We start from the raw sequence: 18,901 nt of genomic DNA on the forward strand, positions 1-18,901 counted from the left end.
CATGGAACCCGACCCCCGCCCCTCCCTCGCCGTGTGGAAGTTCGCCTCGTGCGACGGCTGCCAGCTGACCCTGCTCGACTGCGAGGACGAACTGCTCCCGCTCACCGACCGGGTACGCATCACACACTTCCTGGAGATGTCCAGTGCGGAGGACTCCCGGGAGCGGGCCACCCTCGAGGGGACCGGACCGTATGACCTCTCCCTGGTGGACGGGTCCATCACCACCGCCGAGGACGTCCGGCGCGTCCACCACATCCGGCGGATCTCCCGCCGCCTGGTCACCATCGGCGCCTGCGCCACCGCGGGCGGCATCCAGGCGCTGCGCAACTTCGCGGATGTGGCGGAGTTCCGCGCCGCGGTCTACGCCGACCCGGAGTACATCGCCACGCTGGACACCTCCACACCCATCTCGGCGCATGTGCCGGTCGACTTCGAGTTGCGCGGCTGTCCGATCGACCGCGGCCAGCTGCTGGAGGTGATCACGGCCTTTCTGGCCGGGCGCAAGCCGAACGTCTCCGGCCACAGCGTCTGCTTCGAGTGCAAGCGGCGCGGCACGACCTGTATCACCGTCGCCCAGGGCATCCCGTGCCTGGGGCCCGTCACCCATGCCGGGTGCGGCGCCCTCTGCCCCGCCTACGGGCGCGGCTGCTACGGCTGCTTCGGGCCGATGGTCCAGCCCAATCTGGAGGCCATGGTGCGCGAGCTGCGGCACGACGGCATGACCGAGCGGGACATCGTGCGGGTCTTCCGCACCTTCAACGCGGCCTCACCCGAATACGGCCCCGTACCCGAGCTCGCGGCCCAGGAGGCCCCCGAGACCCCGGCGGAGGAAGAGCCCCGATGAGCCACCGCGGATCCCGTGTGCTGCGTCTGGACGCACTCGCCCGGGTGGAGGGGGAAGCGGCCCTCCACCTGGCCGTGCGCGACGGGACGGTCACCGAGGCACGACTGCGGATCTACGAGCCGCCCCGCTTCTTCGAAGCGTTCCTGGTCGGCCGCGGCCACGGCGAGCCACCCGACATCACCTCACGGATCTGCGGAATCTGCCCGGTCGCGTACCAGACGACCGCATGCCAGGCCATCGAGCGGGCCTGTGGGGTGACGGTCGACGAACCGCTCGTGGAACTGCGGCGGCTGCTCTACTACGGCGAATGGATCGAGAGTCAGTCCCTGCACATCCACCTGCTGCACGCCCCCGACTTCCTCGGCCACCCCAGCGCCGTCGAACTCGCCCGCGAGCACCGCGCGGCGGTGGAACGCGGCCTGCGGATCAAACAAGCGGGCAACGCCATCATGGAGCGACTCGGCGGCCGCGCCATCCACCCGATCAACGTCCGGGTCGGCGGCTTCTACCACGTACCCGCTCCGGCCGAGCTCGCCCCACTGGCCGATCGGCTGCGCCGGGCCCATGACGACGCGCTGGAGACCGTGCGCTGGGTGGCCGGCTTCGACTTCCCCGATGCCACTTACGACGGCCCGCTGCTGGCGATGCGCGACCCCGGACGGTACGCCATCGACTCCGGAACCCCGGCCGTCATGGCCGCGCGGGTGGGCTCGAACGGCTCCACCCCCGTACGAGCGCTTCCGGTGGAGGAGTTCGAGCACCATGTGGTGGAACGGCAGGTACCCCACTCGACCGCCCTGGTGTCCGAGCTGGACGGCCACCACTACCTGACCGGCTCACTGGCCCGGTACGCGGTGAGCGGACGGTGGCTCCACCCCTCGGCCCTCGACGCCGCGCGGGAGGCGGGGCTCGGGGATCCGGCCACCGGCGCGGTGTGCCGCAATCCGTTCCGGAGCATCATCGTCCGCGCCGTCGAGGTGGCCCATGCCGTGGCCGAGGCGCTGCGGATCATCCACGCCTACGAGCCGCCCTCCCGGTCGTACGTCGCGGTGCCACCGCGCCCGGCGACCGGCTGCGCCGCCACCGAGGCTCCGCGCGGGCTGCTCTACCACCGCTACGCCATGGACGCCGACGGCACCCTCACCCTGGCCCGTATCGTGCCGCCCACCGCGCAGAACCAGGCGGCCATCGAGGACGATCTGCGCCGCCAGGTGCAGTCCCGCCTGGACCGGCCGGGCGAGCCGCCCGGCGACGAGGAGCTGACCGCGCTGTGCGAGCGGGCCGTCCGCAATCACGACCCGTGCATCTCCTGTTCCGCGCACTTCCTGGACCTGACAGTGGAGCGCGGATGACGGGCCGGGTGGTGGTCATCGGAGTGGGCAATCCGTTCCGCCGGGACGACGGTGCCGGCCCGGCCGTCATCGAGGCCCTGCGCGCCCGAGCACCCGCGGGCACGATGCTGACCGACAGCGACGGCGAGCCCGGGAGGATGCTCGGCCTGTGGCACCGTCAGGACGCCGTCGTCGTGGTCGAAGTGGTGCACGCGCACCCCGGGCAGCCGGGGCGGCTGCACACGCTGACGGCGGAGCGGGCCGCGCGCTGCGCCGCACGCTCCGCCAGCACCCACGCCCTCGGGCTCGGCGAGACATTCGCCCTGGCGGCGGCGCTCGACCGGATGCCCAGGGAACTGACGGTGCATGCGGTGGAGGGCGAGGACTTCGGCCTCGGCCGCGGGCTCAGCACCGCGGTGGCGGACGCGCTCCCCGAGTTGATCCGCCACGTGGCCAAGGCCATCGACAAGGCCCACGACCGGCTTCGGTGCGCGGACGCGCTGACCGACGAGCGGGGAAGCGCATAGTCCATCCGCTGGGCGACGTGGTGTGCCGCCTGGGCTGTTCGGGGTCTGTTGGGCGGCCGCGCGGGCGTGGTCCCCCACGGTGGCCAGGCCCGTTCCTAACATGACGAACGGCCTGGTCGGATGGGTTTCGCGGCACGGCCGGAACCTCGCCCAGGCTCGACCACTCCGGACGGAAGCGCCGTGTCCATGAAACAGCCCTTGGTGTCCGGCTCCGCCGTGGTGGAGCCGGACACCAAGGGCGCGCAACGGCCGGTCCGCCGTCTGGTGACGGTCGGTGGCGTGGTGCAGGGAGTCGGATTCCGGCCCTTCGTCCATGCCTTGGCCACCGAACTGGGCCTGTCCGGTCAGGTGGCCAACGGATCGGCAGGGGCGCGGATCGAGATCGAGGGCGGCCCCGAGGCGGTGGCCGCCTTCTGCCACCGGCTGACGACGGACGTACCCCCACTGGCGGACATCGCCTCGGTGGCCACCTCGGAGCTGCCCCCGACCGGCGGCACCAGTTTCGCGATCGTGCCCTCCCTGACGGGCCACGGCCGCACCCTGGTCCCGCCCGACGCAGCCACCTGCGACGCCTGCCTGACCGAGCTGGCCGACCCGGCCGACCGCCGCCACCGGCACCCGTTCATCACCTGCACCGACTGCGGCCCACGCTTCACCATCACCACCGCCCTGCCGTACGACCGGGCCACCACCACCATGGCGGCCTTCCCGATGTGCCCGGAGTGCGCGGCGGAGTACACGGACCCGTCCGACCGGCGGTTCCATGCCCAACCCATCGCCTGCCGTGCCTGTGGGCCACGCCTGAGGCTCACCGGCTCCGTACGACGGGAGGGCGGGGCCGCGCTGGCCGAGGCCCGGCGCATGCTGGCGGCCGGGGCGATTCTGGCGGTCAAGGGCCTCGGCGGCTATCACCTGGTCTGCGACGCCACCGCCTCGCGGGCCGTGGGCGAACTGCGACGCCGCAAGGCCCGTGGCGACAAGCCGTTCGCCGTCATGATCCCCGATGCCGACACCGCCTCCCGGCTCGGCCACCTCGGCCCGGCGGAGCGCCGCGTTCTCACCGGGCGGTCCCGCCCCATCGTGCTGCTGCGTCGCCGGTCCCCGACCCCGCTCGCGCCACAGGTGTGTCCGGGGAGCCCAGACGTCGGGGTGCTGCTGCCCTACACCCCGCTGCACCAGCTCCTGTTCGGCCTCCCGGGCGACCCACTAGGCCCCGGCGTCCTGGTGGTGACCAGCGGAAACCTCTCCGGCGAGCCATTGGTGACCGACGACCGGGAGGCGATGCTCCGCCTGGACGGGCTGGCCGACGCCTGGCTCTGGCACGACCGGCCCATCGTGGTGGCCTGTGATGACTCGGTGGTCCGGGTGCGCGCGGATGGTTCGCCCCTGCCGATCCGCCGCTCGCGCGGTTTCGCTCCGGCGCGCATCCGCCTTCCGGTGGCCGTCCGTCCGGTCCTGGCGGTCGGCGGGGATCTGAAGAACACCCTGTGCCTGGCGGAGGGCGATGCCGCCTGGCTGTCCGCCCACATCGGGGACATGGACAGCCTGTCCGCCCAGGGCGCCTTCGAGCGTGCCGAGAGCCATCTGCGGGCGCTCACCCGCGTCGAGCCGGTCCGTATCGCCGCCGACCGCCACCCCGGCTACCGGTCCGCGCGATGGGCCCGGCGGGATGGCAGGCCGCTCACCCTGGTCCAGCACCACCACGCCCACGTCGCTTCCGCGATGGCGGAGCACGGGCTGGACGAACCGGTGCTCGGTGTCGCCTTCGACGGCACCGGCTACGGCGACGACGGCGCCGTTTGGGGCGGTGAGGTGCTGCTGGCCGACTACGCCCGCTACCGCCGCCTGGCGCATCTGGCGTACGTACCCCTGCCGGGTGGTGACGCGGCGGTGCGCAACCCGTATCGCATGGCACTGGCCCACCTGCGCGCGGCCGGCCTCGCCTGGTCGCCCGACCTGCCGTGCACCGCCGCCTGTCCACCGGATGAACGTCGTCTGCTGGAGGCCCAGTTGGCGCGTGGCATCGCATGTGTGCCGACGTCCAGCGTGGGGCGGTTGTTCGACGCCGTGTCCTCGCTGGTGGGCGTCTGTCACCGGGCGGGGTACGAGGCCCAGGCCGCCATGGAGCTGGAGGCCGCGGCCCAGGCCGCCGACGGGGTGCGAAACGGCTACCCGTTCGCGCTGGAGGATCCCGCACCGCTGCTGGCGGCGATCGTGGCCGATCTCGGCGCGGGTACGCCGGTCCCGCTGATCGCCGCCCGCTTCCATCTGGCGGTCGCCGGCGCGGTCCGCACGGCCTGCCGGAAGGCACACCGGAGCACGGGCGTGCGGACGGTCGTCCTCACCGGCGGGGTGTTCGCCAACGCCCTCCTGGACGGGATGTGCACCGCCGGGCTGGCCGAGGACGGATTCACCGTCCTCGGGCACACGGTGGTCCCGCCCGGCGACGGCGGCCTGGCTCTGGGACAGGCGGTCGTCGCCGCCCGTGACGCCGAGACCTGAGGAACCGAGGAGGAGCACATGTGCCTGGCGGTACCCGGCCGCGTGGTCGGCATCGAGGAACGCGACGGTACGCCGATGGGGCGGATCGACTTCGGCGGGGTGGTCAAGGACGTCTGCCTCGCGTATCTGCCGGAGATCGAGGTCGGTGAGTACGCGATCGTCCATGTCGGCTTCGCGATCCAGCGGCTCGACGAGGAGTCCGCCCTGGCCACTCTCCGGCTCTTCGAGCGGATCGGCGCACTGGACGAGGAGTTCGGCGATGCCTGGGCACGTGCGGCGGCTGAGGCGGCAACGGCGCCCGAGGAGGAGAACCGGTGAAGTACATCGACGAGTTCCAGGATCCGGAGCTGGCCCGAAGGCTCCTGGACGACATCGCCCGGTCGGTCACCCGGCCTTGGTCGATGATGGAGGTCTGCGGCGGTCAGACGCACTCGATCATCCGGCACGGCATCGACCAAGTGCTGCCCGAGAACATCGAGTTGATCCACGGGCCGGGCTGTCCGGTCTGCGTCACTCCGCTGGAGGTGATCGACAAGGCGCTGGAGATCGCCTCCCGCCCGGGCGTGGTCTTCTGCTCATTCGGCGACATGCTCCGGGTGCCGGGAAGCGACCGTGACCTGTTCCGGGTCAAGAGCGACGGTGGTGACGTCCGAGTCGTCTACTCACCGATGGACGCGCTGCGGATCGCCCAGCAGACCCCGGACCAGCAGGTGGTGTTCTTCGGCGTCGGCTTCGAGACCACCGCTCCCGCCATCGCCATGACGGCCCACCAGGCCAAACGGCTGGAGGTGCGGAACTTCAGCCTGCTGGTCTCCCATGTCCGGGTGCCACCGGCCATCGAGGCGATCATGCGATCACCGAGCTGCCGCGTCCAGGCGTTCCTCGCCGCCGGGCACGTGTGCAGCGTGATGGGCACCCTGGAGTACCCCGCACTCGCCGACACCTACCAGGTGCCCATCGTCGTCACCGGGTTCGAGCCGCTGGACATCCTGGAAGGCATCCGCCGGGCGGTCCGCCAACTCGAACGGGGCGAGCACCGAGTCGAGAACGCCTACCCACGCGCCGTGCGCCCACAGGGCAACCCGGTCGCCCTCAGCGTGCTGCGAGAGGTGTTCACCACCACCGACCGCGCCTGGCGCGGCATCGGCACCATTCCGGACAGCGGCTGGCGGCTGACGGACGCCTACCGCGACTACGACGCCGAGCTCCGGTTCGAGGTCGCCGGCCTGGCCACCGAGGAGTCCGCGGTGTGCCGCAGTGGAGAGGTGCTCCAGGGGCTGATCAAACCCCACGAGTGCGCGGCCTTCGGCACCGCCTGCACTCCGCGCACACCGCTCGGCGCGACCATGGTCTCCAGCGAGGGCGCGTGCGCCGCCTACTACCTGTACCGGCGTCTGGCCACGCCCCGCACGGAGGAGACGGCTTACGTTGACTGACAGCACCACCGGCGCCACCAGCTGGTCCTGTCCGACACCGCTGCGCGACCACCCGGTGGTGGTGATGGGCCACGGTGGTGGCGGAGCGCTTTCCGCGGAGCTCACCCGGCACCTGTTCCTCCCGGCCTACGGTGGCGAGACGCTGGGAGGACTCACCGACTCGGCCGCCGTCACGCTCGGCGGTGCCCGGCTGGCCTTCTCGACCGACTCCTACGTCGTCCGCCCGCTGTTCTTCCCCGGCGGGAGCATCGGGGACCTGGCGGTCAACGGCACCGTCAACGACCTGGCCATGAGCGGCGCCGTTCCCGCGTACCTGTCCTGCGCGTTCATCCTGGAGGAGGGCACGGAGCTGAGCACCGTCGGCCGGGTCGCCCAGGCGCTCGGCGCGGCCGCCCGCGCGGCGGACGTCACCGTGGTCACCGGCGACACCAAGGTGGTCGACTCCGGCCACGGCGACGGCGTGTACGTGAACACGGCGGGGATCGGGCTGATCCCCGACGGTGTGGACATCCGCCCGCAGCGTGCCCGGCCCGGTGATGTGGTGATCGTCAGCGGACCGATCGGACAGCACGGCATCGCCATCCTCAGCGTCCGCGAAGGGCTGACCTTCGGCACCGAGGTGGTCAGTGACACCGCACCCCTGGCCGGACTGGTCCAGACGATGCTCGCCGTCACCCCCGATATCCACGTCCTGCGCGACCCCACGAGAGGCGGCCTGGCCGCCGCACTCAACGAGATCGCGGCAGCCTCGGGCACCGGCGTCGTCCTGGACGAGGCGGCGGTGCCCGTCCCGGACGCGGTGGCCACCGCATGCGCCCTCCTCGGCCTGGACCCGATGTACGTGGCCAACGAGGGCCGCCTGGTCGCCTTCGTGCCCAGGACCCACGCCGACGCGGTCCTGGACGCGATGCGCGCGCACCCGAGGGGACGCGAGGCGGCCGTGATCGGCGAGTGCGTGGCCGAACACCCCGGCATGGTCGTCGCCCGCACCGGACTGGGCGGGACCCGGATCGTGGATCTGCCACTCGGCGAGCAACTGCCCCGGATCTGCTGAACGGCGCGGCTCTCGGGTGGCCGGGGAACACCGGCACGCCGGACACTGGAAGGGGAAGAACCGCCGGAACACCGCGCGGAGGGAGGTACCCCCATGGTTGAGACTCCCCACCTCGTGAGCGATGTGATGACCCGGACGGTGGTCGCCGTCGGGCGTGACGCGTCGTTCAAGGAACTGGTGCAGACGCTGGGTCAGTGGCGGGTGAGCGCCATGCCGGTGCTGGAGGGCGAGGGGCGTGTCATCGGCGTCGTCTCCGAGGCGGATCTGCTGCCCAAGGAGGAGTTCCGGGACACCGATCCGGACCGCTTCCAGCAGCTGCGGCGCCTCCCCGATCTCGCGAAGGCGGGGGCGTTGACGGCGGAGGAGCTGATGAGCTCCCCGGCGGTGACCGTGCACCCGGACGCCACGCTGCCCGAGGCGGCCCGGATCATGGCCGTGAGAGGGGTCAAACGGCTTCCCGTGGTCGACGCGGAGGGCAAGCTGCTGGGAATCGTCAGCCGGGGCGATCTGCTGAAGGTCTTCCTCCGCACGGACCAGGACATCGAGGAAGAGGTCCATCGCACGGTGGTGTCCTGCCTCTTCCCCGGCAGCGGCGTCCATGTCCGGGTGCGGGAGGGAGTCGTCACGCTCGGCGGACAGCTCGGCGACACCTCGCTGATCCCCGTGGCCGCGCGCCTTGCCCGGGCCGTGGAGGGGGTCGTGGACGTGGAGTGCCACTTCCGGGGCGTCGGACCGGACGAGACGGAGCGCACGGCCTGAGGGCGATGCTTCCCGGACACGGGCGGCCGGGGCTACGGCTCGATGTCCAGCACGTCGTCGACCGGTCGCCTGGGGGTCTGCGGGCCCGGAGGGCCGTATCCGAGCCGCAGCACCATCTGCACGTAGGCCATGCCCGACATCGGGTCGCGCAGCGGCCAGCGCAGGTCGTGCCATTCGAGGGCCTGGGTGACGAACGAGGCGGACAGGCCCGCCAGAGTGGCGCGCAGCAGCACCCGCTCCACCGCCTGGCCGGTGCGCAGCCAGTCCACCGGGCGGTCGCTGGAGGTGCTCAGCAACACCAGATGGGGGAGGGTCTCGAAATCGGCCATGGGGCGGCCTGGGACGGGCTTGCCGCCCGCGAAGTCCCGCATGGGAGCCTTGCCGATCCGGCGGCGGGGCCCGAAGGCGTACTCCGGGACCCCTTCGGTGGCCGACCGCGTATCGTCCGCCCGGCGGGTGAAGCGGGCCAGGTCCGCGGCGGCGCCGGCATCGGTGAGATTGCGGGCCTCGGCCTCCAGCGCCAGGTCCACGACGTACTGGAGATGCCAGCCGGAGACGAAGGACAGCGCGACCTGCTCCCGGTGCGCGGCGTCGACGAGTGCCGTCCGCACCGGCGTGGGGATCTCCCTCTCGTCGAAGGGGTACCGGCTGGTGTGCCGGGTGCGCACGGCCGGGTACAAGTCGGCCGGATCGGCCTCGTCACCGAGCGGGCGGGTCAGAGTCAACGACGCCAGCAGCATCGGGTCGCCGGGGTCGGGCAGCGGCCGGGTCTGCGCCTCCCAGCCCTCGTGCGCCACCGCGACCCGCAGGTTCATCAGGGCGGCGCCGCAGCCGATGTGCAGGGCGCGGAGCTCGGGGTCGGAGTGCGGCAGAGCGCCACGGAGGTCGGCCCTGAGGTGAAAGACTCGCCTGCGCCGGGAGTACTCGAACCGCCAGGGCTGCGCGTTGTGCATCGAGGGCGCGGCCGTGGCGTCCTCCACCAACGACATGACCACCGCTTCGGAGAGCGCACGAGCACCTCGGTGCGTCGCCGCGGACGTGCCCTGCCCGGTCGCCTCCCGCTGCCCTTCGCGCCCGTGGCCGATGGGCTGAATGTGTGCGTCAGGACCGGGGAACACAAGGGTGACCTGGTCGGTGTCCGACCACCGCACCTCATAGGGAGGTGTCCCGTCGTCATGGTGGAGTCCGACGATCTCACCGTCCCGTTTGGTGACACCTGTGGTGGGGCTTTCGACAATCAGTTGGTCGCCGACATGCGCACGCATCGACATCCCGCCTTTCCGCCTCACATCCACTGTGTCACCGCAGGTGAGTGGTGTCCTGGGGACGGAAAGCCCTGGATCGAGGGGTCGGACGGCCCCGTGGTGGGCCGGGTGGCCGGGAGAGGGAGCCATGAGGCTCATCCGGTGGCGGGGACGAGCTGGCAGGCTCGAAAGCGGAGCCAAGGCCTGACAAGGGAACACCGGCCGACCCACCGCGAGGTGCGAGAGGAGTCGGAACATGCACCACAGAACGGTCGGAGACCTCATGACGCGCCCGGTGGTCCAGGCGCCCCGTGACATGCCGTTCAAGGAACTCGTGGCGCTGCTCGCGGAGAGCGATGTCACCGCCGTACCGGTCGTGGACGGTTCGGGACGTCCGATCGGCGTGGTGTCCGAGGGCGATCTGCTGCGCAAGTCGTCCGGCCAGGCGGACCCCTCCGGTCTCCTGCCGGTCCCGCATCTGGAGGCGTGGGAGCGCGCGAAGGCGGAGGGGGCGAGGGCGGAGGAGCTGATGTCGGCGCCCGCCGTGTGCGCGCGTCCGGAGTGGACGGTCGTCGAGGCGGCCCGTGTGATGTCGGACCGGAACATCAAGCGGCTTCCCGTGGTGGACGAGACCGACAAGCTGCTCGGCATCATCAGCCGTGGCGATCTGCTGCGGGTGTTCCTGCGCCACGACGACGCGATCCGCGACGAGATCGAACGGGATCTGCTGCGGCGAACACTGCGGCTGGCGCCCTCGGCCATGACGGTCGACGTACGGGAGGGCGAGGTCACGCTGGACGGATCGGTCGAGGCCAGGAGCCTGGTCCCGGTCATCGTGAGACTGTGCCGGGGCGTCGACGGGGTCGTCTCGGTCACCGAACACATCGCCTACGACACCGATGACACCGGCGGCCCCGCCCTGGCCGCGTGAACCCGGGAAATCCGGCGGGAGGCACCACCGTGGAACAAACCGTCATGGAACAAGTGGTCACCGTGGGCCTCGACGGCTCACCCGAGAGCCTGGCCGCCGCGCACTGGGCCGCGGACGAGGCGGAGCGGCGGGAGCTGGCGCTGCGTCTGACACACGCGTGGATCCTGCTGGCCCCGCCCACGCCCGACAGCCCGGCGGCCGATGACCAGAACTACTGGGCGAAGCGGATCGTGCACGACGCGCACGCCGAGCTGGCCCGCGACCATCCGAAGCTGACCATCATCGAGGACCTGGTGGCGGACGAGGCCGAGACGGCCCTGCTCGACGCGGCGGCGCACTCCCGCCTGCTGGTGCTCGGGTCGCGGGGGCTGGACCGGGTGGCGAGCTTCTTCCTCGGTGACACCGGGCTGCACACCATCGCCCGGGCGGAACGGCCGGTGGTGCTGATGCGCGCGGGGCAGGGGGCGGAAGGACGACGACGGCATGTGGTCGTGGGCCTGAGCCTGCACGGCCCGCAGGACAACCTCCTGGAGTTCGCCTACGTCACGGCGTTCACCCGCGATGTGCCCCTGCACGCCGTACACGGACGCAAGCCCGACGGGTCCCGCGCCGCCACCGGGGGCGATGAAACGGCCCGGGACACCATGGAGCGGGCGCGACGGGAGCTGGACGAGGTGCTGCGGCCGTGGCGGGAGAAGTTTCCCAGGGTGAGGGTCGTCGACGAGATCCGGCTGGAGAGCCCGGCCCGAGCCGTCGTCCAGGCCGCGGCCGACAGCGATCTGCTGATGGTCGGACGGCGCAAGCACCCGCCCGCACTGGGGCTCCGCCTGGGCCCCGTGGTGCAGGCCGCGGCGCACCACGCGGGGTGTCCGGTCGCCGTCGTACCCCACGAATGACCGGGACCCGGCATGGGCGGGACGGATGACCGTCGTCATCCCTGATGGTGGAGAGCCCATGATTCACCCAGGACGACTGCCGCGTGGCGCGTACGAGAAGGAACTGCGGCGTCTACAGATCGAACTGGTCAAGCTCCAGGAGTGGGTGCGGGCCGAGGAACAGCGCGTGGTGGTGGTCTTCGAGGGACGGGACGCGGCCGGGAAGGGCGGCGCGATCAAACGGGTCACCGCACGCCTCAACCCGCGCGTCGTCCGCACCGTCGCCCTGCCCGTGCCCACGGACCGCGAACGCACCCAGTGGTACTTCCAGCGCTATGTCGAGCAGCTTCCCGCCGCGGGGGAGATCGTGCTCTTCGACCGCAGCTGGTACAACCGGGCCGGTGTCGAACGCGTCATGGGGTTCTGCACCGAGGAGGAGCACCAGCGCTTCCTCCACCAGTGCCCGGTCTTCGAACGGATGCTGGTCGAGGACGGGATCCTGCTGCGCAAGTACTGGTTCTCGGTGAGCGACCCCGAGCAGGAACGGCGGTTCCGACAGCGCCTGAGCGATCCCACGCGACGCTGGAAGATCTCCGCGATGGATCTGGAGTCCATCACCCGCTGGGAGGCGTACTCCCGCGCCAAGGACGAGATGTTCGCGTACACCGACATTTCTGAGGCCCCGTGGTACGTCGTCGAGAGCGACGACAAGCGCGCCGCCCGGATCAACATGATCGCCCATCTGCTGTCGACCGTTCCGTACGGCGACGTCCGGCTTCCGGAGTTGCGTCTGCCTCCCCGCCCCGCGCCCACTGGCTACCAGCGGCCGCCCAAACACCTACAGAATTTCGTGCCCGACCACGCGGCCTCGCTCCGGGCACCGGATCGCGGGCCGGCCTCGGACGCGGATAAGGCCGACGGAAGCGGACGCCGATGACGGACACCACATCCCGCTCCGATGCGGTCCACGCCCTGCTCGCCGACGGCTCCACCGTCGAGATACGCCCCGCCCGGCCCCAGGACCGCGACGAGGTCCTGCGCATGCATCAGGAGATGTCCCCCGAGGCCACGCGGCTGCGGTTCTTCGCCGTCAACCCGCGCTACGCGCAGGAGGCGGCGGATCGCGTGTGCGCGCCGGGACACCGCGGTTACCGTGCGCTCCTCGCGCTGGCGGACGGCCGGGTGGTCGGGGTGGCCGAGTACGCCATGCTGCCCGTGGCCCCCGGCGGACCGGTGTCTGCCGACATCGCCCTGGCCGTCGCCGAGGGCCGTCACGGGCAGGGCATCGGCACACTGCTGCTCGAACACATGGTCCACGCGGCCCGGGAGGCTGGCATCTCCGGCTTCACCGCCGAAGCGCTCGCCGAGAATCACGAGGTCCTGAAGGTCTTCGCCGATCTGGGCCTGCGCACCTCCCGGCACTTCGACGGCACCGACGTCCACTGCACCGTCCACCTGGAGCAGGACGAGCACTACCTGTCGGCGGTGGACCGACGGGGCCGGATCGCCGACGTGGCCAGCCTTCGGCCACTGCTGAGGCCGCGTTCGGTGGCCGTCGTGGGGGCGGGCCGGCGGCCCGGATCGGTCGGGCGGGCCGTACTGGGCAAACTGCGGTCGGGTGGCTTCACCGGGGCGCTGTACGCGGTCAACCCGCACGCCCGGGCCGTCGAGGGGACGCCCGCGTTCCCCTCCGTGGCGGCCCTCCCGCTGGTACCGGATCTCGTCGTGCTCGCCGTACCGGCGCCCGCGGTGCCCGACGTCGCCGGGGAGTGCGGCGACGCGGGGGTGCGGGCGCTGGTCGTCCTGACGGCGGGGCTCGACACCGGCCAGGCGGAGGCGCTGTTCACCTGCTGCCGACGTCACGGGATGCGGCTGGTGGGCCCCAACTGCCTGGGGATCGCCGACACGGCCGAGGAGGCGCGCCTGAACGCCACGTTCGCCGCGCATCCTCCGCTGCCGGGGTGCGCGGGGGTCGCCGTGCAGTCCGGAGGGGTCGGCATCGCGCTGCTCGAGCGGTTCGGCCGGCTCGGCATCGGCGTGTCCAGCTTCGTGTCGCTGGGCGACAAGTACGACGTCAGCGGCAATGACATGCTCCAGTGGTGGGAGGCGGACCCCAGTACCCGGCTCGCCGTGCTCCACCTGGAGTCCTTCGGCAATCCGCGGGCCTTCTCCCGCACCGCGCGCCGCGTCGCCCGCACCATGCCCGTGCTCACCGTCGACGCGGGCCGCTCGGAGGCCGGACGGCGCGCGGCCGCTTCGCACACCGCCGCCGCGGCCACCCCCACCATGACCCGCGGTGCCCTGTTCACCCAGGCTGGCATCATCGCCACCCGAAGTATCGCCGAACTGGTCGACACCACGGCCCTGTTGCACGCGCAGCCGCTGCCCGCGGGCATCCGGGTCGCGGTGGTGAGCAACGCGGGAGGCGCCGGTGTGCTCGCGGCTGACGCCTGCGTCGACGCCGGACTCACCGTCCCCGCGCTGGACCCCGGTCTGGCCGGTGAACTGCGGGCGGTCCTGCCGCCCGGCGCCGCCACCGGCAACCCCGTCGACACCACGGCGGCCGTCACCGCTCAGCGGATGCGCTCCTGCGTGGACCGGCTGGCGGCACACGGGACCGTGGACGCCGTGCTGGTGGCGCTCGTGCCCACCGCGCTGGCCACCGGAACGCGGGACGACCCGCTGCTGGCCCTCACCGGCTCCCCCGGCCGACACCGCTGCCCGGTGGCCGCGGTCCTCCTCGACCAGGAGGTGCCCGTACGGTTTCTCGCGAGCGCCGACGACCACCCTGTCCCGGCTTATTCCGAGCCCCAGTCGGCGGCCCGCGCGCTCGTCCACGCCGCCCGCTACGCGCGCTGGCGCGCCGAACCGGCGGGCAGCGTGCCACCGCTGTCGGGCATCGACCCCGCCGGTGCCACGGCCATCGTGGAGGAGTTCCTCACCCGTCACCCCGACGGCGGCTGGCCGGACCCCCGTGACTGCGCGGCCCTGCTCGACCGCTACCGCATCCCCCAGCTGCCCTGGGCCTGGGCCGAGGACGAGGACACCGCCGTGGTCGCCGCACGGCACCTGGTGGAGGACGAACGCGGCCGGGTGGCCGTCAAGGCGTACTGGCCCGGGCTGGTGCACAAGAGCGACCTGGGAGCGCTGCGGCTCGATCTGGAGGGACCGGACCAGGTGCGCCACGCCTACCGGGACCTGCGGGCGCGTTTCGGGGACCGGATGGCCGGTGCGCTCCTCCAGCCCATGGCGCGCCGGGGTGTCGAGCTGTTCGCGGGTCTCGTCCAGGACGAGGTGTTCGGCCCCCTGGTGCTCTTCGGCCTCGGCGGTACCGCCACCGAGCTCCTCGCCGACCACGCCGCGAGACTGGCCCCGCTCACCGACCGCGATGTGCACAGCCTCCTCACCGCCCCGCGCTGCGCCCCGCTGCTCTTCGGCTACCGGGGTGGCCGACCGGTGGACCTGGAGGGGCTGGAACAGCTGCTGCTGAGGCTGTCCCGCATGGCCTGTGACCTCCCCCAGCTCGCCGAGACCGACCTCAACCCGGTAGTGGTCCGGCCCGACGGAGTCGTCGCCCTGGACGTCCGGCTGCGCATCCTGCCACGCCACGCCCACGACCCCTACCTGCGGCGACTCCGTGCTGCCCGGCAGTGGCGGACCTGAGCCGACCTGGTGGCGTGCGCGCTCACACCCGCTGGGGCACGATCACGACCGGGCATGCCGAGCGGTGGAGTACGGCGTGGCTGACCCGGCCGAGCTCCAGACCGGTGTGGTCACGCCGCCGGAGAGCACCGACGACCAGCAGATCGGCCTGCTCCGACACGTCCAGCAGGACCTGGTGCGCCGGTCCTTCGATGACTTCGCGATGGACCGTGATGTCGTCGTGCCCGCGCTCGACGTGGTCCAGCACCTCGCTGAGGACGCCCGCCGCCTGCTCCTCGTAGATCAGGCTGCTCGCCTCGCGCTCCAGCGGCGACTGACCTGCGCGGGGGTGCGCGGGGCGCCGCCAGGAACGCACGGCGTGTAGTGCGGCGTCCCGCGCCCGCGCCTCACGGAAGGCGAATCGTACGGCCGCCGACCCTTCCACCAGGTCGCCGACGGCGAGGACCACGCGCCGGAGGGCGCCCGCGCGGTTCTTCTCCCCGCCCCGGACCACGACCACCGGGGAGACGGCACGCGCCGCCACCGCCAGACTGACCGACCCCAGAAGCGTCTCCGCGATCGCGCCCCTGCCACGGGACCCCGTGACCACGGCGAACGCCTCACGGCTCTGCTCCAGCAGCGCCATCACCGTGTCCTCGGCCAGGACCTCGGCGGACACCTTCACCTCAGGGTTGCGCAACGTCGCACGTTCCGCGCAGGCGGCGACGATGTTCTCGGCCGCTACATCCCCAGTGGGCCGGTCGGTGCCGAACGAGGGCAGGCGGCCCTCATACCGTTCCCATCGGGAGGCATTGACCAGGTGCAAGGGGAGCTCATGGCGTGCCGCCTCGTCCACGGCCCAGTCCAGGGCATCCAGGCTGGACTCCGATCCATCGACACCCACCACCAGCGGGAGCGCCATCATCCCCACCGCCTTCCTGCGGTCGACTCGTCCGCATGTGGGTACCCCGTGGCCACGGACACACCGCCCTGCTTCCTGGCGCCGCCCCGTGGGCGCCGGATGCGATCCGGGAACATCGGCCACACGATGAAGGCATGCCGACCCCTCGCCCCGCCGAGCACATTGGCTCCTTGCGGACCCTGGCCGCCCGGCGAGGGTGGCCGATCAGGGATGACCCCTGGTGACGGCGGGGCTGTCGCGGGAGGAGGCGGCGCGGCGGCTGGGGGAGCACGGGGCCAATGTCGTTGCCCGGGAGCGGCGCACTCCGGTGTGGCGCCGTGTGCTCCAGCAGTTGCGCGACCCGCTGATCGTGGTGTTGCTCGTGGCCGCCGTGCTGACCCTGACCACCGGAGACTTCCCCGACGCCTCGGTGATCCTGCTCGTCATCACGGTGAACACCGTGGCCGGTGTCGTCCAGGAAGTACGGGCGGAACGGGCCGTGGCCGCCCTGACCGCCCTCAGCGCGCCCACCGCCCGGGTGATACGCGACGGCGGCGAGTGTTCCGTACCGGCGGCCCACGTGGTGCCGGGAGACCTGGTCCTGCTGGGCGAGGGGGACATCGTGCCCGCCGACGGTGAGGTCGTCGACGCGGCCCTGCTCCTGGTCGACGAGTCGGCGCTGACGGGCGAGTCCGTCCCGGTGGAGAAGACCACCGGCGCGGACCGGCCGCCGTCCACGGTCTCGGCGGACGCGGTGTCGGCGGACACGGTCTCGGCGGGCACGGTGGTCGTCCGCGGCCGCGGACGGGTCCAGGTCACCGGCACCGGCCCGGACAGCGCGCTCGGCCGCATCGCCGCGCTGATGGAAACCGCGCCCGGACTGACCCCGCTCCAGCGTCGACTGGCCCGGTTCGGCCGGGTGCTGGCAGCCGTGACCGTCGCACTGTGCGCGGTGGTGCTCGCCTTGGGCCTGGTACGCGGGCAGCCGGTCGAGCTGATGGTCGTGGCCGCGATCAGCCTCGCCGTCGCGGCTGTACCCGAGTCCCTGCCCGCCGTGGTCACCCTCGCCCTGGCCCTAGGGGCACGGCGGATGGCGGAGCGCCACGCAATCGTCCGGCGACTGCCCGCGGTGGAGACCCTGGGCTCGGTCACGGTGCTCGCCACCGACAAGACCGGCACCCTGACCGAGGGCCGGATGGCCGCGGAGAGGCTGTGGACACCCCAGGGCGACGCCACCGTCAGCGGCATCGGCTACGACCCCGAAGGCCGCGTCACACGCGACGGCCATCCGGTGACCGTGAACGACGCCCCGGACCTGGCCGCGCTGCTCCGCGCCTCGATGCTGTGCAACGACGCCGCGCTGGAGCCTCCTTCGGACGGTGATGGACGGTGGCGTGCGATGGGCGACCCCACCGAGGCGGCCCTGCTCGCGGCCGGGGCCAGACTCGGCCTGGACCGGGCCGCGCTGGAACGCGAACTGCCACGGGCCGACGAGATCCCGTTCGACAGCGCGCGCAAGCGCATGACGACGGTGCACCGCGTGCCCGGCGGCGGACTGCGGGTCGTATGCAAGGGAGCCCCCGAGGTCATGCTCCGGTCGCCGGTCCTCACCGACCCCCTGGACGCGCGGACCCTGGCCGCCGTCCAGGCCGAGGAACTGGCCCGCGACGGATACCGTGTCCTCGCCATCGCCTCGGCCGACCACGACGAGACACGGCTCCAGGGCCCCGACGCCTGGGAATCGGGCCTTTCGCTGCTCGGCCTGGTCGGCATCCTCGACCCGCCCCGCGCCACCTCCCGGACCACCGTCACGGCGTGCCAACACGCCGGTATCACCCCGGTCCTCATCACCGGCGACCACCCTCTCACCGCACGGGCGGTGGCCGCGCGTGCGGGCATCGTGGCCCGCGAGGACGAGGTCACCACGGGGATGCGGATCCGCCAGGGCACCGCGGGCCCGCTGACCGCCTCGCGCGTCTACGCCCGGACCACGCCCGATCAGAAACTGGACATCGTCCAGGCGTGGCGCGCCTCGAAGCAGGTGGTGGCGATGACCGGCGACGGCGTCAACGACGGTCCCGCGCTGCGCCGCGCGGACATCGGCGTGGCCATGGGACAGCGCGGCACCGAGGTGGCCCGCCAGGCGGCCGACCTCGTGCTCGCCGACGACAACCTGGCCACCGTCGTCGCCGCCGTCGAGGAGGGCCGCCGTGTCTACGCCAACGTGCGCCGGTTCCTGCTCTACGCCCTCGCCGGAGGAACGGCGGAAATCCTGGTCATGCTCCTCGGCCCGTTCCTCGGCATGCCCCTGCCCCTGCTCCCCGCCCAGATCCTGTGGATCAACCTGCTCACCCACGGCCTCCCCGGTGTGGCGATGGGAGCCGAACCCGTGGCGCCGGGGGCGATGCGCCACCCACCGCGCCCGCCCGAGGAGAGCGTCCTGGGCGCCGGACTCTGGCCGCGGATCCTGGCCATGGGGGTCTTCGTCGCCGGTGTCACTCTGGCTGCCGGAGTCTGGGCGCGGGAGACCGGCCGCCCCTGGCAGTCCATGATGTTCCTGATTCTGGGCGCCACTCAGCTCGGCGTCGCGCTGGGCTCCCGGGCCCGCCCGGGGAGCCTCGCCAACCCGTTCCTGCTGCTGGCCGTGGGCACGGCCCTGGCCCTGCAAGTGGCGGGCGTCTATCTCCCGCCGCTGCGCGCCCTGCTGGGTACGGAGCCACTGCCGCCTGTCGATCTCGCGATCGCCGGTGCGCTCTCCGGCCTGGGGCATGTCGTCATGCGCGTGCAGAGGCGGCTCTTCCCGGCTCGCCCGCCCGGCACCCACCCGGCGCCCGGCCCGGCTCCTGGCTGAACCG

15 protein-coding genes are annotated in these 18,901 nt (G+C 72.4%); 13 read left to right on the top strand and 2 right to left on the bottom strand.

Annotated elements, in window-relative coordinates:
- Position 1: 1 nt before the first annotated feature.
- The 8 genes from ACT2CW_RS30675 (at position 2) to ACT2CW_RS30710 (ending at position 8,453) form a co-directional block, all read left to right on the top strand.
- Positions 2-844, top strand: a complete 843-nt coding sequence (locus ACT2CW_RS30675) for an oxidoreductase (RefSeq protein WP_051573395.1) — start codon at positions 2-4, stop codon at positions 842-844.
- Positions 841-2,196 (top strand): Ni/Fe hydrogenase subunit alpha, encoded by a 1,356-nt coding sequence (locus tag ACT2CW_RS30680; protein WP_445518978.1) that lies wholly within the window; start codon positions 841-843, stop codon positions 2,194-2,196. The genes ACT2CW_RS30675 and ACT2CW_RS30680 overlap by 4 nt, the downstream gene beginning before the upstream one ends.
- Entirely contained in the window at positions 2,193-2,702 is a 510-nt protein-coding gene (locus ACT2CW_RS30685; RefSeq protein ID WP_164426194.1) for a hydrogenase maturation protease, read from the top strand. The genes ACT2CW_RS30680 and ACT2CW_RS30685 overlap by 4 nt, the downstream gene beginning before the upstream one ends.
- Positions 2,703-2,888: 186 nt before the next feature.
- Entirely contained in the window at positions 2,889-5,204 is a 2,316-nt protein-coding gene (gene hypF / locus ACT2CW_RS30690; RefSeq protein WP_445518979.1) for a carbamoyltransferase HypF, read from the top strand.
- A gap of 18 nt (positions 5,205-5,222) precedes the next feature.
- Entirely contained in the window at positions 5,223-5,522 is a 300-nt protein-coding gene (locus tag ACT2CW_RS30695; protein ID WP_445518980.1) for a HypC/HybG/HupF family hydrogenase formation chaperone, read from the top strand.
- Complete coding sequence (gene hypD, locus ACT2CW_RS30700) at positions 5,519-6,640, top strand: hydrogenase formation protein HypD (RefSeq protein WP_445518981.1); 1,122 nt, start codon at positions 5,519-5,521, stop codon at positions 6,638-6,640. The genes ACT2CW_RS30695 and hypD overlap by 4 nt, the downstream gene beginning before the upstream one ends.
- 64 nt (positions 6,641-6,704) lie before the next feature.
- Entirely contained in the window at positions 6,705-7,694 is a 990-nt protein-coding gene (gene hypE, locus ACT2CW_RS30705; protein WP_445519015.1) for a hydrogenase expression/formation protein HypE, read from the top strand.
- Positions 7,695-7,787: 93 nt separating this feature from the next.
- The gene (locus tag ACT2CW_RS30710) at positions 7,788-8,453 is read left to right on the top strand and encodes a CBS domain-containing protein (protein WP_182472877.1); all 666 of its coding nucleotides are present in this window, start codon (positions 7,788-7,790) and stop codon (positions 8,451-8,453) included.
- Between the two features lie 32 nt (positions 8,454-8,485).
- Here ACT2CW_RS30710 and ACT2CW_RS30715 read toward each other — a convergent pair whose 3' ends face one another.
- A complete protein-coding gene (locus ACT2CW_RS30715; protein WP_445518982.1) occupies positions 8,486-9,718 on the bottom strand; it encodes an Acg family FMN-binding oxidoreductase in 1,233 nt (410 codons plus the stop codon).
- Between the two features lie 235 nt (positions 9,719-9,953).
- Between ACT2CW_RS30715 and ACT2CW_RS30720 the strand changes: the two genes are divergently transcribed.
- Genes ACT2CW_RS30720 through ACT2CW_RS30735 form a run of 4 tightly spaced genes read left to right on the top strand, consistent with a single transcriptional unit; the run spans position 9,954 to position 15,166 of the window.
- Positions 9,954-10,628 carry a CBS domain-containing protein gene (locus ACT2CW_RS30720; protein WP_164426178.1) on the top strand — a complete coding sequence of 225 codons (675 nt, stop codon included), beginning with the start codon at positions 9,954-9,956 and terminating at the stop codon, positions 10,626-10,628.
- A gap of 44 nt (positions 10,629-10,672) precedes the next feature.
- Positions 10,673-11,524 (top strand): universal stress protein, encoded by an 852-nt coding sequence (locus ACT2CW_RS30725; RefSeq protein ID WP_445519016.1) that lies wholly within the window; start codon positions 10,673-10,675, stop codon positions 11,522-11,524.
- A gap of 58 nt (positions 11,525-11,582) precedes the next feature.
- On the top strand, positions 11,583-12,440 hold the full coding sequence (gene ppk2 / locus ACT2CW_RS30730; protein WP_445518983.1) for a polyphosphate kinase 2: 858 nt from the start codon (positions 11,583-11,585) through the stop codon (positions 12,438-12,440).
- Positions 12,437-15,166 carry a bifunctional acetate--CoA ligase family protein/GNAT family N-acetyltransferase gene (locus tag ACT2CW_RS30735; protein ID WP_445518984.1) on the top strand — a complete coding sequence of 910 codons (2,730 nt, stop codon included), beginning with the start codon at positions 12,437-12,439 and terminating at the stop codon, positions 15,164-15,166. Before ppk2 ends, ACT2CW_RS30735 begins: the two co-directional genes overlap by 4 nt.
- A gap of 22 nt (positions 15,167-15,188) precedes the next feature.
- Here the strand turns inward: ACT2CW_RS30735 and ACT2CW_RS30740 are convergent, their stop codons facing one another.
- On the bottom strand, positions 15,189-16,067 hold the full coding sequence (locus tag ACT2CW_RS30740; RefSeq protein WP_414081432.1) for a universal stress protein: 879 nt from the start codon (positions 16,065-16,067) through the stop codon (positions 15,189-15,191).
- Between the two features lie 220 nt (positions 16,068-16,287).
- Here ACT2CW_RS30740 and ACT2CW_RS30745 point away from each other — a divergent pair, with 220 nt between their 5' ends.
- Positions 16,288-18,897 carry a cation-translocating P-type ATPase gene (locus ACT2CW_RS30745; RefSeq protein ID WP_445518985.1) on the top strand — a complete coding sequence of 870 codons (2,610 nt, stop codon included), beginning with the start codon at positions 16,288-16,290 and terminating at the stop codon, positions 18,895-18,897.
- Positions 18,898-18,901: the final 4 nt, after the last annotated feature.

The sequence above is a fragment of the Streptomyces sp. NEAU-174 genome (genome assembly GCF_052665095.1).